The organism is Francisella orientalis FNO12 (genome assembly GCF_001042525.2).
Classification (GTDB): domain Bacteria; phylum Pseudomonadota; class Gammaproteobacteria; order Francisellales; family Francisellaceae; genus Francisella; species Francisella orientalis.
The window spans coordinates 1,061,840-1,078,498 of record NZ_CP011921.2; the positions used below are offsets into that span (position 1 = coordinate 1,061,840).

The window sequence follows — 16,659 nt, forward strand, 5'->3', positions numbered from 1 at the left end:
AAATAGAAAATGAGTTTCAGTAAAATCTTAAATAGTATTTAAAACATAACTACTATTTACTCTTTTAAAACCTCTAGTTCTTCTAAAGCTTCAAACCATTCTAATTCAGTTTGTTCTATTTTTTCTTTTAACTGAGAATGCTCAAGTAAAGTTTGCTGAAGTTTTTGTTTATCATCATATATATCTTGGTTTTGGAGAGCATCTTGCATTTGTTGTTCTTGCTGTTGTAATTTTTCTAATGCCCTTTCAAGTTTTTTGACTTTATCTTGAAGTGGCTTAAGTTGCTTTCTTTTATCAGCAGATAATTTTCTATCCTGTTTTTTAGAATCATTATTAGATTGTACTGCTATATTTGATGTATTATTCTCAGCTTTTTTAACTTCAAGAATGTACTTATAGTAATCCTTCATATCACCATCAAAAGGCTTAACCTGCCCTTCACCAACAAGCATATATTCATCAACTGTTGATTCTAATAAAAATCTATCATGGGAAACTAATATTATAGCTCCTTGGAAACTCTGTAATGCTACAGTTAAAGCCTCTCGAACTCCGATATCTAAGTGGTTTGTTGGTTCATCTAGTAATAAAAAGTTAGGCTCTTGATATACAATCATTGCTAGAGCTAATCTAGCCTTCTCACCACCAGAAAAGGTTCCTGCCTTTGCCAAAGCCTTATCGCCCACAAAGTTAAAACTGCCTAAAAAAGTTCTAAGCTTTTCTTGAGTTGCTTGTGAGTCTAAGCGTTGCATATGCAATAGTGGTGAAGCCTCAGAATCAAGCATATCCAATGAATGTTGCGAGAAATACCCTACTCTAAGATTTAGATGTTTTTCTATCTTACCTGATAAAATGTCTATATCACCAATAAGAGATTTAATGAGTGTTGATTTACCAGCTCCATTTAGACCTAATAGACCTATACGCATTTCATTATAGATATTTAGTTTTACGTTATTAAGAATTTTTTTATCGCCATAACCAAGATCAGTATTTTGTAAACTGACTAAAGTACCTCCAAGATGCTCTTTAACCTGCTTAAATTCAAAGCTAAATTCAGAATCTGACTTAACAGCCTCTATTCTCTGTATTTTTTCTAACATCTTGACACGACTTTGTGCTTGTTTTGCTTTTGAGGCTTTAGCTTTAAATCTATCAACAAAGCTCTGTAAATGAGCAATTTGCTTTTGTTGTTTCTCAAATTGCTTTTGTTGTAGTACTTTTTGCTCATAAGACCGCTTTTCATAAGATGAATAGTTACCAGTATAAGTATCTATATTCTTATTATCGATATGAAATATTTGCTTGACAACATTATCTAAAAAGATTCTATCATGTGAAATAAGTAGTAAAGAACCTTTATATTCTTGTAGATACTCTTCTAACCATAGTACAGCATCTAAATCTAAATGGTTGGTTGGTTCATCAAGTAGTAAAATATCTGACTCTTGCAGTAGTGCTTGAGCAAGATTTAATCGTATCTGCCAACCACCAGATAGCTCTTTTACCTTTTGTTGGAGTTGACTAACGCTAAAACCTAAACCTGATAGCAGTTTACCAGCTTGAGACTCTATTGCATAACCTCCTAAAGATTCATACTCTTCATGATATTTTGAATAATCTACAAAGTTCTCAGACCTTAAAGATTTTTGCATTTGGATCTTCAATTGTTTTAAAGACTCTATACTATTGACTACATAATCTATAACTTTCGCTTCAAAATCATCAACCTCTTGCTTAACAGTAACTATGCGAGTATTTTTAGCAATCTCAATATCGCCCTTATCTGGTATCAGATTGCCTTGTATAAGGTTAAAAAGTGTCGTTTTACCTGTACCATTTTTACCCACAAGACCTATTTTTTGATTAGGAAAGATTGAGAAGCTAATACTATCAAAAAGCTCTTTTATCTCTACTTGATAAGATACCTTTTTAAAGAAAATCATTTGTTTTAATATAAATATTTCATTAGCTAAATTATATACATTGAGTATTTATATAAAAGTGATTTTCAAATATAAGCTACTGATTTAGCTTATTTAGTAATGATAAATATACGAAGCAAACAATATAAGCAACTACAGTACCCCAATTAATACCCATAATTGGATATAACCAATATATTAATAAGTCGTAAATTAATAATATAGACACTCCATAAGAGAAATGTTTTAATACTCATGGAAATAGCTGATCTTTATATGTAAATATCAAAACTGTAGTCACGGATGTTAGCATAACTGGAAATGATGAAAATATACCAGCCCACTCATGACCTACTATACGAGATACACCAGTAATCAACAAAACTAATGTAGCAACTAAAATAATCCTAAATGTAATAACAACTAGTTTATTAACTGGTTTAAGCTTGACAGCTATCTTTGTATGCTTATTATCAGCAACTCTTCTGAAAAAAGAATCGTAATAAACATGGCAACCAAAAATATCATGAAACCAGAGAATATATTAATACTAAATCTTGTAAGAATATAGCCACTAATAAAATAAATAACAAAACCAACAATAAGTGCACTTAAAGTATTAAAGTAACGATTATTGAGAAATAATTTACCTCCTAAATAGAATCCTATTGTAAATGAATAAAGTACAACAGAATCCTGCAAAAGCATAAGGCATTGAGTTTATCAAAAACTGTAGACCATTCTCACGCGCATAAAAATAAGTAAAAAGACCATCACTTAGTGGTAAACATGAAAATAAGCCCTCTAATCTAGGACTTTTCTCAGATATATATCAGTCCTAGTACCATTAAAGCTGATAATATTATTTTTATAGAAATCAACAACATATGAGAAATATCTTTATAAAATATAGATTAAAAGTTTACACTATTTGGTATTTTTATAAATCATTTTACAGATCTAATAATACTATACTATCCAAAGTATTTATCTATACTAATATCTATGATGCAAAATATAATTATTGTATTATTTAATGAGTTTGAAACTTTAGATGTTTTTGGACCAATTGAGATTTTTGGGAGTTTCAAAGAGCACTTTAAACTTGAATATTATTCTCTATAAGGAGGTAATATATAGTAATCAAAATGTTTGTATAAACACCAAAAAACTCTCAGATGCTAATTTTAAAAGCCTGATATTATTTGTACCGGGAGGTATTGGTACAAGAAAGTTAATATACAATAAAAAATTAATAGCTGAATTAACTAGACTGGTAAATAATGCTAAATATATACTTACAGTCTGTACAGGTTCATCCTTATTCTCTCAAACAAATCTGCTTAATAGCAAAAAAGCTACCTCTAATAAAAAAAGCTCTAAAATGGACAAAATCTATAGCTCCAGATGTAAACTAGATCGACAAAGCTAGATGGGTAAAAGATGGTAATATTTATACAAGCTCTGGCATAAGTGCGGGCATAGATATGTCTCTTGGTTTTATCGCAGATATCTTAGGCTATGATGTAGCTAAACAAAAGAGTATAGAGTTAGAATATTCATAGCAAGAAGATGTAAATGTTGATGAATTTGCAGATATTTATAAATAGCTAGTTATTTGCAAAGAATTTTAAAACGCTATCAAACTGCGGCTGTTGAATATTCCAAAATATAATATTAGCTCCGATATAATTCTTATCAAAATCATATAATTCTGCCTGTGTAAATTTCTTTGATGTTTTTGGATTTGTATATGTATAATCAGGCTCCTGAACTGCAATAGTAATAGTATTTATATCTGCCTTATATTTATGTAAAAATTGATAACTATTTTTCATCTGACTTTTTCGATATGGTACTGTGTCAGGATTGCCTATGCCGATATTATTTTTGATTGCTATAGCAAATATCTCTTGCGTAAAACCATGATCATTATTCCATTCACAAGGTAAAAAATTGATATATTGCACTACCTTGCTTTGCTTAAACTATTTTTTAAGATAAAGCATATTACTAACTATTGAATCTATATAAGTCTAACAAAACTTATCCGTTTAAAACTTCTCATCTATATCAATAAATGTTTTAGGTAAGTTTATACCGGCTACTTTACCATCATACTGTTTAGCTAGCTGATCTATTAACTTATGAAATCTTTTGTTTAGCTTAGGATTCTATTGTTTAGTAACCCAACCAGCTCCTAAAGGCTGTCCCTCTCCTGCGAAATCAGTTTGTCTGAGCACTCCATTATCATAGACGTCAGATTGTAAGTATTTTGGAACTGGAGTATGTTTGATTTCAAACGATTTATCTTGTAGCTGTACAAAGAGCTTTTTATGGTACTTTTTTAATAATTGATAATCTTCTTCAATAGCTGAAAAATCATAGCTATCTTCTAGCGGCTCCAATCTTTTCCAAGAATAAACTATCTGAGCACCTTTTACCGGTGGATTATCAATTTCTTTGATATGATCTTTTGCTGAATCTCCTCCTAAAAATAAATATAGCTCTGGATTACTCGCAAAACATAAATTAAAGGCCATAAAACTTACTATAAGTATAATTATCTTTTTCATATATATCCTACTAAATTAAAAACCATAAACTATTAGAATGTATAATAGCTAATAGTTCTCAACCAAAAACTTATACAGCAAATATTTTTATGAGTAAAACAAGAAAAATCATACATATTGATATGGATTATTTCTTTGCTCAAGTTGAGGAAAAAGCAAACCCAAGCCTTAAAGATAAACCATTTGTTGTAGGTGGTACCAACCCCAAGCGAGGGGTAATATCTACTTGTAACTATATAGCTAGAGAATATGGAGTACACTCGGCTACGCCTACTGCAATTGCTATGCAAAAGTGTCCTAATCTTATACTTCTAAATACTGACTTTGCAAAATATAAAGCTAAATCATCCATTATAAGAGAGGTATTTAAGACTTTCACAGATAAGGTTGAGCCTCTATCTCTTGATGAGGCGTATCTGGATGTTACAGATGTTGCAGCATATAAAAATAGTGCAACACTAATTGCTCAAGCTATTAAACAAGAAATTTTTAACAAAACTAGGCTCACAGGATCAGCTGGAGTAGCTCCAAATAAACTACTTGCAAAAATAGTTAGTGATATAAATAAACCTAATGGATTATATGTAATCACTCCTGAGCAAGTTAATGATTTTGTTAAAGATCTACCAATTAAGAAATTTTTTTGTGTTGGTAGAGTCTCACAAGAAAAACTAAAAAGTATGAATGTCGAGACTTGCTTAGATTTGCAGCAACTAAGTCTAACTACTCTTCTAGATAAGTTTGGTAAATTTGGAAGTAGTTTATATAACTATGCCAGAGGTATTGATAACCGCGAAGTTAACCCAGTAAGTATCCGTAAATCTGTAAGTGTAGAAAATACATACTTAGAAGATCTAAAGACTCTCGAGCTTTGCCTAGAAAAACTACCTAACTTATATAACAAGTTGACCAGTCGCATGACTGAAGAGTCATTATAATTCTATAATAGGTATTATTGTCAAATTTACAGATACAAAATTTAATAAAACTAGCCTGGCTAGAGTAGCAAAAACACTAGATAAAGAAGTTATAAAAAATCTAATAATTGAGTTACATCAAAAACAAAATCACCCGATTAGACTAATTGGTATAGGTGTACGACTTGGGGAGGTTGATGATAAGCAGATGGAATTGTTTTGATATCTATAAATTACTATTTTTCACTTAATTCATAATAATCTAAAAGCTCTTGTTTCATCTTTTTTTTTTCAAAACCTTCCATATTATCATCATATTCAAGATATCTATTAAGTCTAATATTAAAACCTATTATTTCTGTATTTTTATGCTTTATTAGCTTTATTTTTCTTGTTTTATCATCACTTAAATTAGCTATACGTAAACCACTCCTTCTAATTCCATCTAATACAGCTTTTGGAATATCATTAGCACTTATCTTTAGCTATATATTATTTAGAGAAACTTTCACACTACAACAATCTATTCGTATTTTTATAATTGTAATGTCGATATTTTTGGGTAAAAGAGTTTTGGATAGGAATGTGAAGAAATAGTTTACTTATTTTTATCCTTTGTCTTCTTTTTGTCTGTTATTGGTTTTACTTTGTTAGGTGATGCCCCTTCAGCTTTCAATTTTAGATGTATGTTTTAAGGCGGTGCTGCAAAAGTTCCTTCTTTTGGGTTCATTGTGAATTTTACTGCATTATTTTTTTCCATTTTGATTCTCGTTCGTTGTTTGAGAAGGTTTAACATTCGATGATGAGGCTCCCTCTTACAAAGGTTTATTGCGATTTGGTACTTTTATACAAGACATCGGTGCTGAATCTGTAAAATCCATCCCTTTTACTAATTTTTTAGATGTATCATTTGACATAAAATTATCCTCCTATAACGATTGTTGATATAAAAATAAAACTAATGCACAGAGAAATAATAAAAAGCCATCTATAGCCATCTTCTAATATCTCAACGATTTGAAATTTCTCATTTTTTAGATCTTCATAAGTTTCTCTAATTATTTTCTGTGTTTTAACAATCGTATAAACTGATAGTACTATTGTTAATGCAAAACAAAATATAAAAAATAGAAAAAACATCTTCATATAGCAACTTAGGCTGACTGTTATATCAACCTTACTTATAAATGCACCTATAGCAACGAGTGATGTACTAGGTATGAGTTTTTCCATAAATTTAGAATTTTCTTTATAAAACTCTAAGAGCATTATTCTATATTCTTTTTCATTCATTGTTCTTTTTGCTGCTTTTGTTGATAGGCTTTTTTTGATAAAGCTAAAATTTTAGAATCAAGTAAAATAGGTATTGATAATAAAGCTTTATAATCTAAAGCTGGCCTAGTTCCTCCCGTAGCTCTCTTACTTGCTAACTTTTCACCTATGTCTGTATTTAAGTATGCAGCTATACCTTCACTGAGTTTTTTATCGCTTGTTTTTATTACAACTATATGTTGATTTATATTTCCTACAAAACCTTCTGGAGCGATAGAAGCAACAGCCATTCTACCAACACCTGTTATTTTAATTAATAAATCTCCTTCGGCTACTTGACTTCTTTTTAATAAACCTTGGTGAGTTTCTTGATTAATATATTTAACATCATCCAACGATAAATTTCCTGAAGGAGATAGATTCTGTAGTTTTTGGCGTAACTCAGCCAGATACAATCTTTGTATAATATCTTAAAGGCTTTGCTCCAAGCTGTTTAAGTCTATCATCTATCTTAGCTATATCAGGAATATAAAAAAAGGATCGACTCTCCCGTCAATATTAGAATAATCCACCAAAAAAATTTTATTATTATCCACAGAGCTATCAAATTTATATTCTGCCATCTTCAATATCCTTGATAAATTTTGTTAGATGCTTCTGTATTTCATCTAGCTCGTTATTACCAGTTTCTTTACCTGTTGCATCGTAGCCAATATTTTCAGCTATTGCCATAAATATAGGATAATCAAGATTTTGAGCTTTTATTTGCTCTTTTCTTTGCTTCTGATATAGATCTGTTAGCTTTTCTTTGAAATCTGCTAACTTCTGGTTATATTCTGCTGAGATTTATGTTTTCCAGTCTTTAAATTCTTGAGTCTTCTCTATAGCTTTTTTATCTGTCTCTGCTGTAGTATTTATAAATCCAGTATGATTTTTGATTATTGCTTTTTTCTCGGCTTCTATCACTTTACAAGTATTTTCATAGTTTTGTAAACTTTTTATATTATCCTACAAATCTACTTTTAATTGCCTATAAGCTTGGCTTTTTATAGCTGGCCACTTTCTCAAGAAAAGCACCGAACTTTTGACACCTGCACCATTTGCAGCAAATGCTGTCTGAGGCATAGACACTACAGCCACTAGCCTAAACCAATCTTCTATTTGATCTCTTACATATTGTAATGAGCTATTTGTGAGTATCCCATCAGGTATAACTATCGCAAGAAAGCCATTTTCTTTTAAAAACTTATAACACTACTCTATAAATAGAACCTCTGTACTTTGTGAATCCTTTTCTTTGCTTTTTTTAGTTTTTAGATCAAGCCAGTCTATTTCTGTACTACCAAAGTCAAAAGTTTTTAGATAGTTTTTTTCAGATTTTTTGACCTTACTCCTAAACGGTGAGTTTGTAATAATAAAATCCATAGAGTTCGCTTTGAATTCTTTATTTGTTTTTTGCATCTCATCAAAGCCAACTAATCCATCACTAGCTATTACATTTGTATGACCATCATCATGAATAATCATATTCATCTTAGCAGTTCTAGCTATTTGCTCGTTTATCTCTATACCAAATAGTCTTCTATGCAAAATCATGCCAATAGCTATGATGGTACTTTGCATCATCTATATCAGTTTCAAAATCAGGATACTCTTGATCTGCTTGAGCTCTAACTTTATCCAAAGCATGCAACAAAAATCCACCGCTACCACAAGATGTATCTAATACTCTATCAGTATTTTGATATTTAAAGTATCTACAACAAACTTAACTATAGGTCGTGGCGTAAAATATTGTCCAAAATCACCCCTAAAGAAACTTCCCATAAAAGTTTCAAAAGCTCGACCTTTACTATCCAAATCTGTCTTATTAAGATTTATACTTTGCAAGTAATTTACAATCGTCCGAATTCTAGAATCTGATAGCCTAATATCATCTTTAAAAACTTCTTTATCGAACTCTTTACCACGATTATAAATATATCTTACTCGCTCAGCTAAAGCTTTGTTAGTACGATAATCTTCATCCATATTTTTCTCTTTATCTTCTTTAGTTAGCTCTTCTTGTATTACTTGAAAATGATATACTTCACCATTCTTACGAGCTTTTTTATTATTACCTTCAAGGTTATATCTTTCATCCCAAATTTTACAAAATATTAGTTTATCTAACTCATCAAAAGCTTCTGAAGGATTTAGCTGCCCACCTGCCCAAAGTGCATCACGCACTTGTTTAAAATTCTAGTTAGCTCACTCTGCCACAGTTTGGATATCTTTAAACTTTTTGTTGTTATAAGCTTTATACTTAGCTTCTTTACAAACCCCGCCTTTTGCATACTTAAATGGTGGTACCCTGTCTTCACCAAACTTAGGGATATCTGGCAATGTTTCCTTTATATTTTTATCCTTATCAAACCTAAAATACTCATTTAAGATACCTGATATCACCCAAATATATTTAATAGTTCTAGAAATAAATCTCGCATAACTAAAGGCTTGATTAACCGCTTGACGATATTCTGACTCTAAAACTTCTTGTTTTTTTACACTCTACAATTAGCTTTGGCTTTTCATGTGCTTTATCATCATAGACAACAATATCTACTTCTTTTTTAGTAGATCCATCTGTTATATTCTCAAATTGATTTATATACTCTAGACTATAATCATAGTCATATACTAATTTTAAAAAAGTATCTGCTTGGACTCTTTCCTCTGGGTTATCTATTTTTCTAGATTTGTTTTGAAATACGTAGGTTATCCTTTCATATTCATCATCAAGACTAATATGCTTATCTTGTATACCCTATTCTAAGTATTTTATTTCTTCTTTAAGCTTGATGAATTTTTCTATTAGGTTTTTTTCTTCCATTAAATCAACTAGAGTGAAAATTAACTAGGAACAATTTTACAACATAAGAAATTAAAAAAGAATTTTTAAAACTTATATAATAACCTTTTATATTCTTCTAGAACTCTAAAAATCTCCCCTTCTTCCTCTAACTGATTCAACTTCATTATAAACTCTTTTGAGCCTGATAAATGAGCAAGATAAAAACTAGCATGAGTACGGATTTCTTTTACAGCTACTTTGGCAGTTTTTAACTTAATAAGTCTTCTTAGATGCTCTCCTAATACCTCAACACGCTCAACTGGTGTTGGTGGTGATATTAGCTCACCTGTATTTAGATACTTGGCAATTTTCCTAAAAATCCAAGGATTACCACGAGATGCGCGCCCCACCATTACAGCATCTACACCTGTATGCTCTATCATAGCCTTAGCGCTATGAGGACAGAACACATCTCCATTACCAATCACAACTGTATCTACAGCTTTTCTGACATCACGGATAATATCCCAATTTGCTTTACCGGTATACATCTGCTCACGCGTACGTCCGTGTATCGTAATAGCACTTACACCAGCATCTTCACATGCTTTAGCAACCTCTATAGCATTGATATTTTCATCATCCCAACCAATACGCATCTTTACAGTTACTGGTTTATATACTGCCTTTACTACAGCTGTTAATATCTCATGGATTCTATCAACATCTTTTAGAAGTGCCGCTCCAGCTTGCAATTTTTTAGCAACTTTTGGCATAGGACAACCCATATTTATATCTAAAAAATCACATTCAGTATTCTCTGCGATATATTTTGTAGCACCAACAAAACTATCAATATCTGTACCAAATATCTGTATACCTAATGGTTTTTCACTATTTTCCATATAGAGCATTTCCATAGTTTCCCAATTACGCTCAACTACGGCTTTGTTACTAACCATCTCAGTATATATTAGTCCTGCCCCATGCTCTTTGCATATAGTACGAAATGCACTATCACAAAATCCTGTCATTGGTGCAAGTACAACATTATTTTCAATTTCTATATCTGCTATTTTAAAGCTCATCTTTCACACCATCTAATAGAAACCATTGCCCCATTTGTTTGGGTTTATCAAATTTTATACCGTATTTTTTAAACTCATGTTGAACTTCATCAACTTGATTTTCTATGATTCCAGACAGTGCTAATCTTCCACCAGGCTTTAGACTACCTGTAATATTTTTAACTAGACTAGTTAATACATTTGAGAAAATATTAGCTACTACCAAATCAAATTGCTGTGTAGGAGCATTATTACTAAAATGGGTTTTATCAGCTACGCTATTTTCTTGAGCATTTTTGATAGATGACTCTATTGAGTTTGGATCCATATCTATACCTTCAGCATACTTTGCACCTAACTTAATAGCTCCAATTGCTAGCACTCCAGTACCACAACCATAGTCCAGAACTGTTGAATCTTTACTAACATGCTGCTCTAACCATTCTAGACACATTTTTGTTGTCCCATGATTACCACAGCCAAAAGCCATACTTGGATCAACTATTATATAAGTATGTTCATTATCTTGAGGTGGCTGTCGCCAATTTGGATAGACAACTATATTCTTACCAATCTCTATAGGTTCATAATCATATAACCAAGCAGCTTCCCACTGCTGATCTTTAATTATTTCGTAATTTATTTCACTTTCAATTATGTTTTCAAACTTTTTTTGAATGTTAGCAATAATACTATCTATATCATGATGGTTCTCATATAAGACTGTAATACTGACGATATCATCGGATTTATCTATTCTTGTTACAGAACCTGCTTCACTATCAAAGAGGTAATTCTCGACTATGTCAAAATATTTAGATTTTAGTGTAAACTCTAACTGGTGCCATTGTTGCATTTTATAAAAAATAATTCAAAACTTTATATATTGTAAAATAATACTAAATATACTAATTAACAGCTAGATTAAATTACTTATTTGATATCTACTAATTGACCTTATTTCAACAATCTTTATTTTGATCTAATTTTTCTTAACCAGAAATGATTAATAACCCTCAATACATAAACTGCTAAATATCCAGCACTCGCTACTAAAAGACCCGCAACAAAACTACCTAAAAACAGTGGTTTCCAAAATTCATGTAAATGATTTAGCATATAAGAACCAAATGTTTCCCGGTTAGAGATATCAACCTGTTCTCCAAGCAAAAAACATCCAAATATATAATTACCCAAATACATTGGCACCCATGTTAAAGGATTACTAATCCATACCGTCAAAATTGCTATTGGTATATTAGCTCTCAGAGTTATAGCTGAAATAACTACAGGAGTCATTTGCAAATGTAATGGAATCATCATCCAAAAAAATCCTATAAAAACACCTCTTGCAACAGTATTGTAATTAGCAACCCATAGACTTTTGTTTGTAACTCTATGTGCTACAAAACCTAAAAATTTAGAATTCTCTAGTCTTTTTCTTTTTTTAATTAATTTTCGAGCTTTTTTAGTATTCATATTTCTAGATTTTTTTCAAAAAAATGGGTTATATAAAATTTGATAATTATTTATATCTTATACTCTAATCATACAAAATACTTTGAATTTAAACTTAGAAAATATCTCCTCGTTATTATGGCTGACTATAAGACCAAAATAGTCTATTTGCATCATCACCAGGACTAAACTCTACTTGTCTATTGTCGATATACTCACCATATCTTGAATTAATAAACTGTCTATCTGGTAGCGCATAAGCAGCACCTTGTACTCTCTCCTCTTTTACTTCCGGCCCATAATACATTCTGTATGGATTAGCTGGTCGCATATAAGCATAACTCATCGCCACACTTAATAAACCCACAGTAATTAGAGTTATTTTTTCATCTTTTATATCTCCTTTAAAAGGCCTTTAACCCAAAATTAATTATAACCTTTTTTAGTTACTTATATGAAAAAAATTTAACTTTAGACTATAGATATTTTGCTACAATTATCTTTAGAGTAAATGTCTACACGAAAGATATGCAACAGTACTGTACTAAATATAATAAAAAAGCTATTTTATTAGTTAATCTAGGCACTCCAGATAACTATGATGTAAAATCTATTAGAAAATATCTTAGAGAATTTTTATCTGATCGTAGAGTCATAGAAGCTAATCCTTTATTATGGAAGCTAATCTTAAATTTAATTATTCTACCAATTCGTTCAAAAAAGAATGTTCACTCTTATGAAGCAGTTTGGGATAAAAAGTACAATAAATCGCCTTTGCTCCTATACACTGAAAATCTAGCAAAAAAACTAGATCAAAAACTCGATAATTACATAGTAGATTGTGCGATGCGCTATGGTAATCCAAGCATCGAAAGTAAGATTAAAAGCTTACAAGAGCGAGGAGCTACTGAAATAATAATCCTCCCATTATATCCACAATACTCAGCGACTACTACAGCTACTGTTTATGATGAAATATACAGAGTCTTATCAAAGCTGAGATGGCAACCTACTATCAAAGGAATAAACCCTTATTATGATAATAAGTTTCATATTCAAACTATAAGCCAGCAAATAAAAAATCATTTACAAAATTTAAACTATACTCCAGATATGATATTATTTTCATTTCATGGTTTACCACAAGAATATTTTGATAAAGGTGATCCTTACTATTGTCATTGCCACAAAACTTATCGTTTAGTCAAAGAGAGCCTACAGAATGAATATCCTAATATAGGTTTTGTATTATCATTTCAATCTCGTTTTGGTCCTAAAAAATGGTTAGAACCATATACAACAGTCAAATTAGAAGAATTTGCCAAACAAAATAAAAAAGTTGTAGTTATAGCGCCAGGCTTCAGTGCCGATTGCCTAGAAACATTAGAAGAACTAGCAATTTCTGAAAAAGAAAACTTTATTGAAAAAGGCGGTAAAGAGTTTAATCTGATTCCGTGTTTAAACAATAGTAATGAGCATGTCGATATGTTATACAATATTATAGATGAGGAAATATGTCTAAAAAAATAGCTATACATTGGTTTCGTCAAGATTTACGCCTTGCGGATAATCCTGCTCTACATCAGGCTAGTCAAACAGATGAAACAATCACGATATTTATACTAGACGAGAATCAAGAGATTGGTGGAGCTAGCAAGCTTTGGTTGTCCCACTCTCTAAATAGTTTAAATAAATCTCTAGATAATAAACTCAATTTTTTTAGTGGTAATCCACTAGAAATCATAAAAAAACTTATCAAAGAAAATAACATCACAGATTTTTATTGGAATAGATGTTATGACAAATACAGCATAAATAGAGATACGCAGATTAAACAATTTTTGCAGGAACAAAATATAAATGCAAGTAGCTTTAATGGAAGTCTACTTATTGAACCATCGCAATGTAAAAAAGATGATGGTACACACTATAAGGTCTACACCCCTTTCTACAAGGAGCTTATCAAAATTAGAAAATATCGCTCAAATATTGTCAAACCAAGTTTTAATTCGCTAAAAAAGTTAGAGGCTGCTGCTGACTTAGACTCGTTAAAACTACTAGAACCAAAACTTTCTTGGCAAAACATAATAGATCAATGGCAAATTGGTGAAGATGCATCACACCAAATCCTTGAAGAGTTTCTAGATAATAAAGTAAAAGAATACAAAACAGCTAGAGACTTTATGAGTACAGACTCAACTTCTAAATTATCTCCATATTTACATTTTGGTGAGATATCACCTAACCAAATTTTTAATGCAGTGCAGAATCTAGACTATATCGGTAACAATGAAAAGCACTTTATCAAAGAGTTAGTTTGGCGTGATTTCTCTTATTATCAGATATATTATTATCCTGAATTACATAATAAAAACATCAACCAAAAATTTGATAATTTTGAATGGGATAACAACCCTACTCTTCTCAAGAAATGGCAAACTGGACAAACAGGTATTCCAATAGTTGATGCTGGTATGAGAGAGCTTTGGCAAACTGGTTATATGCATAATCGTGTTCGTATGATAGTTGCTAGCTTTCTTATAAAAAACTGTCTAATCCACTGGAAATATGGAGAAAGATGGTTTTTTGATACTTTATTTGATGCAGATATTGCTAGTAATAATACTAACTGGCAGTGGGTAGCAGGTTGTGGTTTAGATGCTGCGCCCTACTTTAGAATATTTAACCCAGTACTACAGTCTGAGAAGTTTGAAGCTTATGAATATATCCGTAAGTATGTACCTGAACTTAAGTTTCTACCAAATAAACTAATTGCAAAGCCATGGGAAACAAGCGAATTAATATTACAAGAAGCAGGAGTTATGTTAGGTGATAACTATCCAAAACCTGTAATAGATCTCAAGAAATCTCGAGACGAGGCATTAGAATTGCATAAGAAGCTAAGCTAATGTTATCCATATTATTAATTATCTATAGTCTATAGCATTTATATTTGAGATCATTAGTATAGTTAGTTGCAATCGAGGAGAATAGTTATGAATGATAAAATAAAAGCTATTAAAGCAATGGAAATTTTAGATTCACGTGGTAACCCAACTGTTAGAGTTTATATAGAACTTGAAGATGGTACACAAGCTACAGCATCAGTACCTTCTGGAGCTAGTACAGGTGAAAATGAAGCTGTGGAGTTACGTGATGGAGATAAATCACGTTATGGTGGCAAAGGTGTATTAAAAGCGGTTGCAAATGTTAGTAAAGTTATAGCTCCTGCATTAATTGGAATAAATGCTCATAAACAATCACAAATAGATCGCATAATGATTGAGTTAGATGGCACAAAAAATAAATCAAAACTTGGAGCTAATGCAATACTAGGAGTATCAATGGCTGTTGCAAGAGCTGCAGCACTATCCCATAAAATACCTTTATACCAATATCTTGGTGGTGCTGGAGCTAAAAGAATACCTGTACCATGTATGAATATCCTAAATGGTGGCGAGCATTCAGATAATAATGTTGATTTCCAAGAATTTATGGCTGTGCCTATTGGCGCTAAATCCTTTAGTGAAGGCTTACGCTATGTAGCAGAGACTTTTCATACATTAAAAAGTATCCTTAAAGAACGTAACCTAGTAACTAGTGTTGGTGATGAAGGAGGATTTGCTCCAAATGTCGAAAGTAATGAAGCCGCTATTGAACTAATTATCGAAGCTATTAAAAAAGTAGGTTATACACCAGGTAAAGACATATCAATAGCTATAGATTCAGCAGCTAGTTCATTCTCACCAAATATTGATGATAAATATGATCTAAAATGGTCTGGAATTGGTAAAAAAACTAATCAAGACCTAATATCTTTAGCTAAAGAATGGGTTAAAAAATATCCAATTATCCTATGGGAAGATCCTTTATCAGAAGCTGATTGGGATGGTTTTAGAGATTTTACAGCTGACCTTGGTAAGCATATAGAAGTTGTTGGTGATGATATATTTGTTACAAATACCGAATATATTTCTCGTGGTATAAAAGAAAAAACTGCAAATTCAGCATTAATTAAACTTAATCAAATAGGTACTGTTTCTGAAACTATAGAGGCTGTAAGAATGTGTCGAGATAATGGCTGGCGTTACTTTATATCACATAGATCAGGAGAAACAGAGGATGATTTTTTAGCTGACTTTGCAGTAGCTATGGATGGAGGACATCTAAAAACTGGTTCAGCATGTCGTAGTGAACGTATAGCTAAATATAATCGCTTATTAGAAATAGAAAGTGAACTTGGTAATAGTGCTCTTTATTATTGGAAATAATTCAATTACTTTAATTTTTTCTAAAATTCAAGCTTAATGAATTGCTTATATTGCTGTCCTTTCTTGAGTTTGATATCTGAATTATCATAGTTTTCACCAATTGCTGGTATAAACTGTGGCTCAAAATAGATTGCATGAAATTTCTGTGAGTTTAAACCATTTGATAACTTCAAACCATTAGGAAAATTAGTAGTATATATATGTATAGCTGGATAAGAACTTGTTACTACAAGCTTTCGTCCACTAATCTCATCTGTCAATTTAATAGCTCCATCAAAAATATAACAATGATCTATCCCCACTACCACTAAAATATTCAAAATTAGTTTCTATTTTATCT

The 16,659-nt window shown here is 31.2% G+C and carries 19 protein-coding genes and 3 pseudogenes; 5 read left to right on the top strand and 17 right to left on the bottom strand.

Going from position 1 to position 16,659, the window contains the following annotated elements; genetic code table 11:
- Nucleotides 1–56: 56 nt before the first annotated feature.
- The 3 genes from FNO12_RS05490 to FNO12_RS10680 form a co-directional block, all read right to left on the bottom strand.
- Nucleotides 57–1,946, bottom strand: coding sequence for an ABC-F family ATP-binding cassette domain-containing protein (locus FNO12_RS05490; RefSeq protein WP_014715627.1), 1,890 nt, complete (start codon nt 1,944–1,946; stop codon nt 57–59).
- A 232-nt stretch (nt 1,947–2,178) separates the two neighbouring features.
- A complete protein-coding gene (locus FNO12_RS10675; protein WP_030005634.1) occupies nt 2,179–2,304 on the bottom strand; it encodes a hypothetical protein in 126 nt (41 codons plus the stop codon).
- Between the two features lie 74 nt (nt 2,305–2,378).
- Nucleotides 2,379–2,633, bottom strand: a complete 255-nt coding sequence (locus tag FNO12_RS10680; RefSeq protein ID WP_030005635.1) for a hypothetical protein — start codon at nt 2,631–2,633, stop codon at nt 2,379–2,381.
- A gap of 300 nt (nt 2,634–2,933) precedes the next feature.
- Here FNO12_RS10680 and FNO12_RS05500 point away from each other — a divergent pair.
- Nucleotides 2,934–3,490, top strand: a pseudogene (locus FNO12_RS05500) (DJ-1/PfpI family protein).
- A 45-nt stretch (nt 3,491–3,535) separates the two neighbouring features.
- On the opposite strand, the gene FNO12_RS05505 reads toward FNO12_RS05500, so the two are convergent.
- Together FNO12_RS05505 and FNO12_RS05510 are read right to left on the bottom strand one after the other, a co-directional pair.
- The gene (locus FNO12_RS05505; RefSeq protein ID WP_014715625.1) at nt 3,536–3,895 is read right to left on the bottom strand and encodes a hypothetical protein; all 360 of its coding nucleotides are present in this window, start codon (nt 3,893–3,895) and stop codon (nt 3,536–3,538) included.
- A gap of 204 nt (nt 3,896–4,099) precedes the next feature.
- The gene (locus FNO12_RS05510) at nt 4,100–4,501 is read right to left on the bottom strand and encodes a hypothetical protein (RefSeq protein ID WP_014715624.1); all 402 of its coding nucleotides are present in this window, start codon (nt 4,499–4,501) and stop codon (nt 4,100–4,102) included.
- An 89-nt stretch (nt 4,502–4,590) separates the two neighbouring features.
- Here FNO12_RS05510 and dinB point away from each other — a divergent pair.
- A pseudogene (gene dinB, locus FNO12_RS05515) lies at nt 4,591–5,641 on the top strand (DNA polymerase IV).
- Between the two features lie 698 nt (nt 5,642–6,339).
- On the opposite strand, the gene FNO12_RS05520 reads toward dinB, so the two are convergent.
- The 11 genes and pseudogenes from FNO12_RS05520 to FNO12_RS05550 all read right to left on the bottom strand — a co-directional run bounded on the left by FNO12_RS05520 (nt 6,340) and on the right by FNO12_RS05550 (nt 12,394).
- Nucleotides 6,340–6,711, bottom strand: coding sequence for a hypothetical protein (locus FNO12_RS05520; protein ID WP_030005636.1), 372 nt, complete (start codon nt 6,709–6,711; stop codon nt 6,340–6,342).
- Nucleotides 6,708–7,085: a restriction endonuclease subunit S domain-containing protein gene (locus FNO12_RS05525; protein WP_030005637.1), complete on the bottom strand. Its 378-nt coding sequence runs from the start codon at nt 7,083–7,085 to the stop codon at nt 6,708–6,710. The genes FNO12_RS05520 and FNO12_RS05525 overlap by 4 nt, the downstream gene beginning before the upstream one ends.
- Before the next feature lie 214 nt (nt 7,086–7,299).
- The gene (locus FNO12_RS10685) at nt 7,300–7,422 is read right to left on the bottom strand and encodes a hypothetical protein (RefSeq protein ID WP_014715621.1); all 123 of its coding nucleotides are present in this window, start codon (nt 7,420–7,422) and stop codon (nt 7,300–7,302) included.
- A 276-nt stretch (nt 7,423–7,698) separates the two neighbouring features.
- A pseudogene (locus tag FNO12_RS10690) lies at nt 7,699–8,316 on the bottom strand (HsdM family class I SAM-dependent methyltransferase).
- Nucleotides 8,317–8,412: 96 nt separating this feature from the next.
- Nucleotides 8,413–8,919: a type I restriction-modification system subunit M gene (locus tag FNO12_RS09825; RefSeq protein ID WP_030005643.1), complete on the bottom strand. Its 507-nt coding sequence runs from the start codon at nt 8,917–8,919 to the stop codon at nt 8,413–8,415.
- Nucleotides 8,920–8,940: 21 nt separating this feature from the next.
- Nucleotides 8,941–9,138: a hypothetical protein gene (locus FNO12_RS09830; protein ID WP_030005644.1), complete on the bottom strand. Its 198-nt coding sequence runs from the start codon at nt 9,136–9,138 to the stop codon at nt 8,941–8,943.
- Nucleotides 9,139–9,190: 52 nt separating this feature from the next.
- Nucleotides 9,191–9,493 (bottom strand): type I restriction enzyme HsdR N-terminal domain-containing protein, encoded by a 303-nt coding sequence (locus FNO12_RS09835; RefSeq protein WP_196762100.1) that lies wholly within the window; start codon nt 9,491–9,493, stop codon nt 9,191–9,193.
- A gap of 134 nt (nt 9,494–9,627) precedes the next feature.
- Complete coding sequence (gene dusB / locus FNO12_RS05535; RefSeq protein WP_014715619.1) at nt 9,628–10,611, bottom strand: tRNA dihydrouridine synthase DusB; 984 nt, start codon at nt 10,609–10,611, stop codon at nt 9,628–9,630.
- On the bottom strand, nt 10,601–11,446 hold the full coding sequence (prmA, locus tag FNO12_RS05540) for a 50S ribosomal protein L11 methyltransferase (protein WP_014715618.1): 846 nt from the start codon (nt 11,444–11,446) through the stop codon (nt 10,601–10,603). Before prmA ends, dusB begins: the two co-directional genes overlap by 11 nt.
- Before the next feature lie 116 nt (nt 11,447–11,562).
- Nucleotides 11,563–12,069, bottom strand: coding sequence for a DUF2062 domain-containing protein (locus FNO12_RS05545; protein ID WP_014715617.1), 507 nt, complete (start codon nt 12,067–12,069; stop codon nt 11,563–11,565).
- Between the two features lie 115 nt (nt 12,070–12,184).
- On the bottom strand, nt 12,185–12,394 hold the full coding sequence (locus tag FNO12_RS05550) for a hypothetical protein (protein ID WP_048349231.1): 210 nt from the start codon (nt 12,392–12,394) through the stop codon (nt 12,185–12,187).
- Nucleotides 12,395–12,576: 182 nt separating this feature from the next.
- Between FNO12_RS05550 and hemH the strand changes: the two genes are divergently transcribed.
- The 3 genes from hemH to eno all read left to right on the top strand — a co-directional run bounded on the left by hemH (nt 12,577) and on the right by eno (nt 16,319).
- Nucleotides 12,577–13,578, top strand: coding sequence for a ferrochelatase (gene hemH / locus FNO12_RS05555; protein ID WP_014715615.1), 1,002 nt, complete (start codon nt 12,577–12,579; stop codon nt 13,576–13,578).
- Nucleotides 13,563–14,957, top strand: coding sequence for a cryptochrome/photolyase family protein (locus FNO12_RS05560; RefSeq protein ID WP_014715614.1), 1,395 nt, complete (start codon nt 13,563–13,565; stop codon nt 14,955–14,957). The genes hemH and FNO12_RS05560 overlap by 16 nt, the downstream gene beginning before the upstream one ends.
- An 87-nt stretch (nt 14,958–15,044) precedes the next feature.
- Nucleotides 15,045–16,319 carry a phosphopyruvate hydratase gene (gene eno / locus FNO12_RS05565; protein ID WP_030005646.1) on the top strand — a complete coding sequence of 425 codons (1,275 nt, stop codon included), beginning with the start codon at nt 15,045–15,047 and terminating at the stop codon, nt 16,317–16,319.
- Between the two features lie 20 nt (nt 16,320–16,339).
- Here eno and FNO12_RS10695 read toward each other — a convergent pair whose 3' ends face one another.
- Nucleotides 16,340–16,639, bottom strand: coding sequence for an aldose epimerase family protein (locus FNO12_RS10695; protein WP_241692557.1), 300 nt, complete (start codon nt 16,637–16,639; stop codon nt 16,340–16,342).
- Nucleotides 16,640–16,659: the final 20 nt, after the last annotated feature.

What these genes read in the sequence shown, in the direction of transcription:
- FNO12_RS05490 (WP_014715627.1), bottom strand. Translation starts at nt 1,946, where the DNA reads ATGATTTTCTTTAAAAAGGTATCTTATCAAGTAGAGATAAAAGAGCTT.
- FNO12_RS10680 (WP_030005635.1), bottom strand. Translation starts at nt 2,633, where the DNA reads ATGCTTTTGCAGGATTCTGTTGTACTTTATTCATTTACAATAGGATTC.
- FNO12_RS05510 (WP_014715624.1), bottom strand. Translation starts at nt 4,501, where the DNA reads ATGAAAAAGATAATTATACTTATAGTAAGTTTTATGGCCTTTAATTTA.
- FNO12_RS05520 (WP_030005636.1), bottom strand. Translation starts at nt 6,711, where the DNA reads ATGAATGAAAAAGAATATAGAATAATGCTCTTAGAGTTTTATAAAGAA.
- FNO12_RS10685 (WP_014715621.1), bottom strand. Translation starts at nt 7,422, where the DNA reads ATGGCAATAGCTGAAAATATTGGCTACGATGCAACAGGTAAAGAAACT.
- dusB (WP_014715619.1), bottom strand. Translation starts at nt 10,611, where the DNA reads ATGAGCTTTAAAATAGCAGATATAGAAATTGAAAATAATGTTGTACTT.
- prmA (WP_014715618.1), bottom strand. Translation starts at nt 11,446, where the DNA reads ATGCAACAATGGCACCAGTTAGAGTTTACACTAAAATCTAAATATTTT.
- FNO12_RS05545 (WP_014715617.1), bottom strand. Translation starts at nt 12,069, where the DNA reads ATGAATACTAAAAAAGCTCGAAAATTAATTAAAAAAAGAAAAAGACTA.
- FNO12_RS05550 (WP_048349231.1), bottom strand. Translation starts at nt 12,394, where the DNA reads ATGAGTTATGCTTATATGCGACCAGCTAATCCATACAGAATGTATTAT.
- hemH (WP_014715615.1), top strand. Translation starts at nt 12,577, where the DNA reads ATGCAACAGTACTGTACTAAATATAATAAAAAAGCTATTTTATTAGTT.
- FNO12_RS05560 (WP_014715614.1), top strand. Translation starts at nt 13,563, where the DNA reads ATGTCTAAAAAAATAGCTATACATTGGTTTCGTCAAGATTTACGCCTT.
- eno (WP_030005646.1), top strand. Translation starts at nt 15,045, where the DNA reads ATGAATGATAAAATAAAAGCTATTAAAGCAATGGAAATTTTAGATTCA.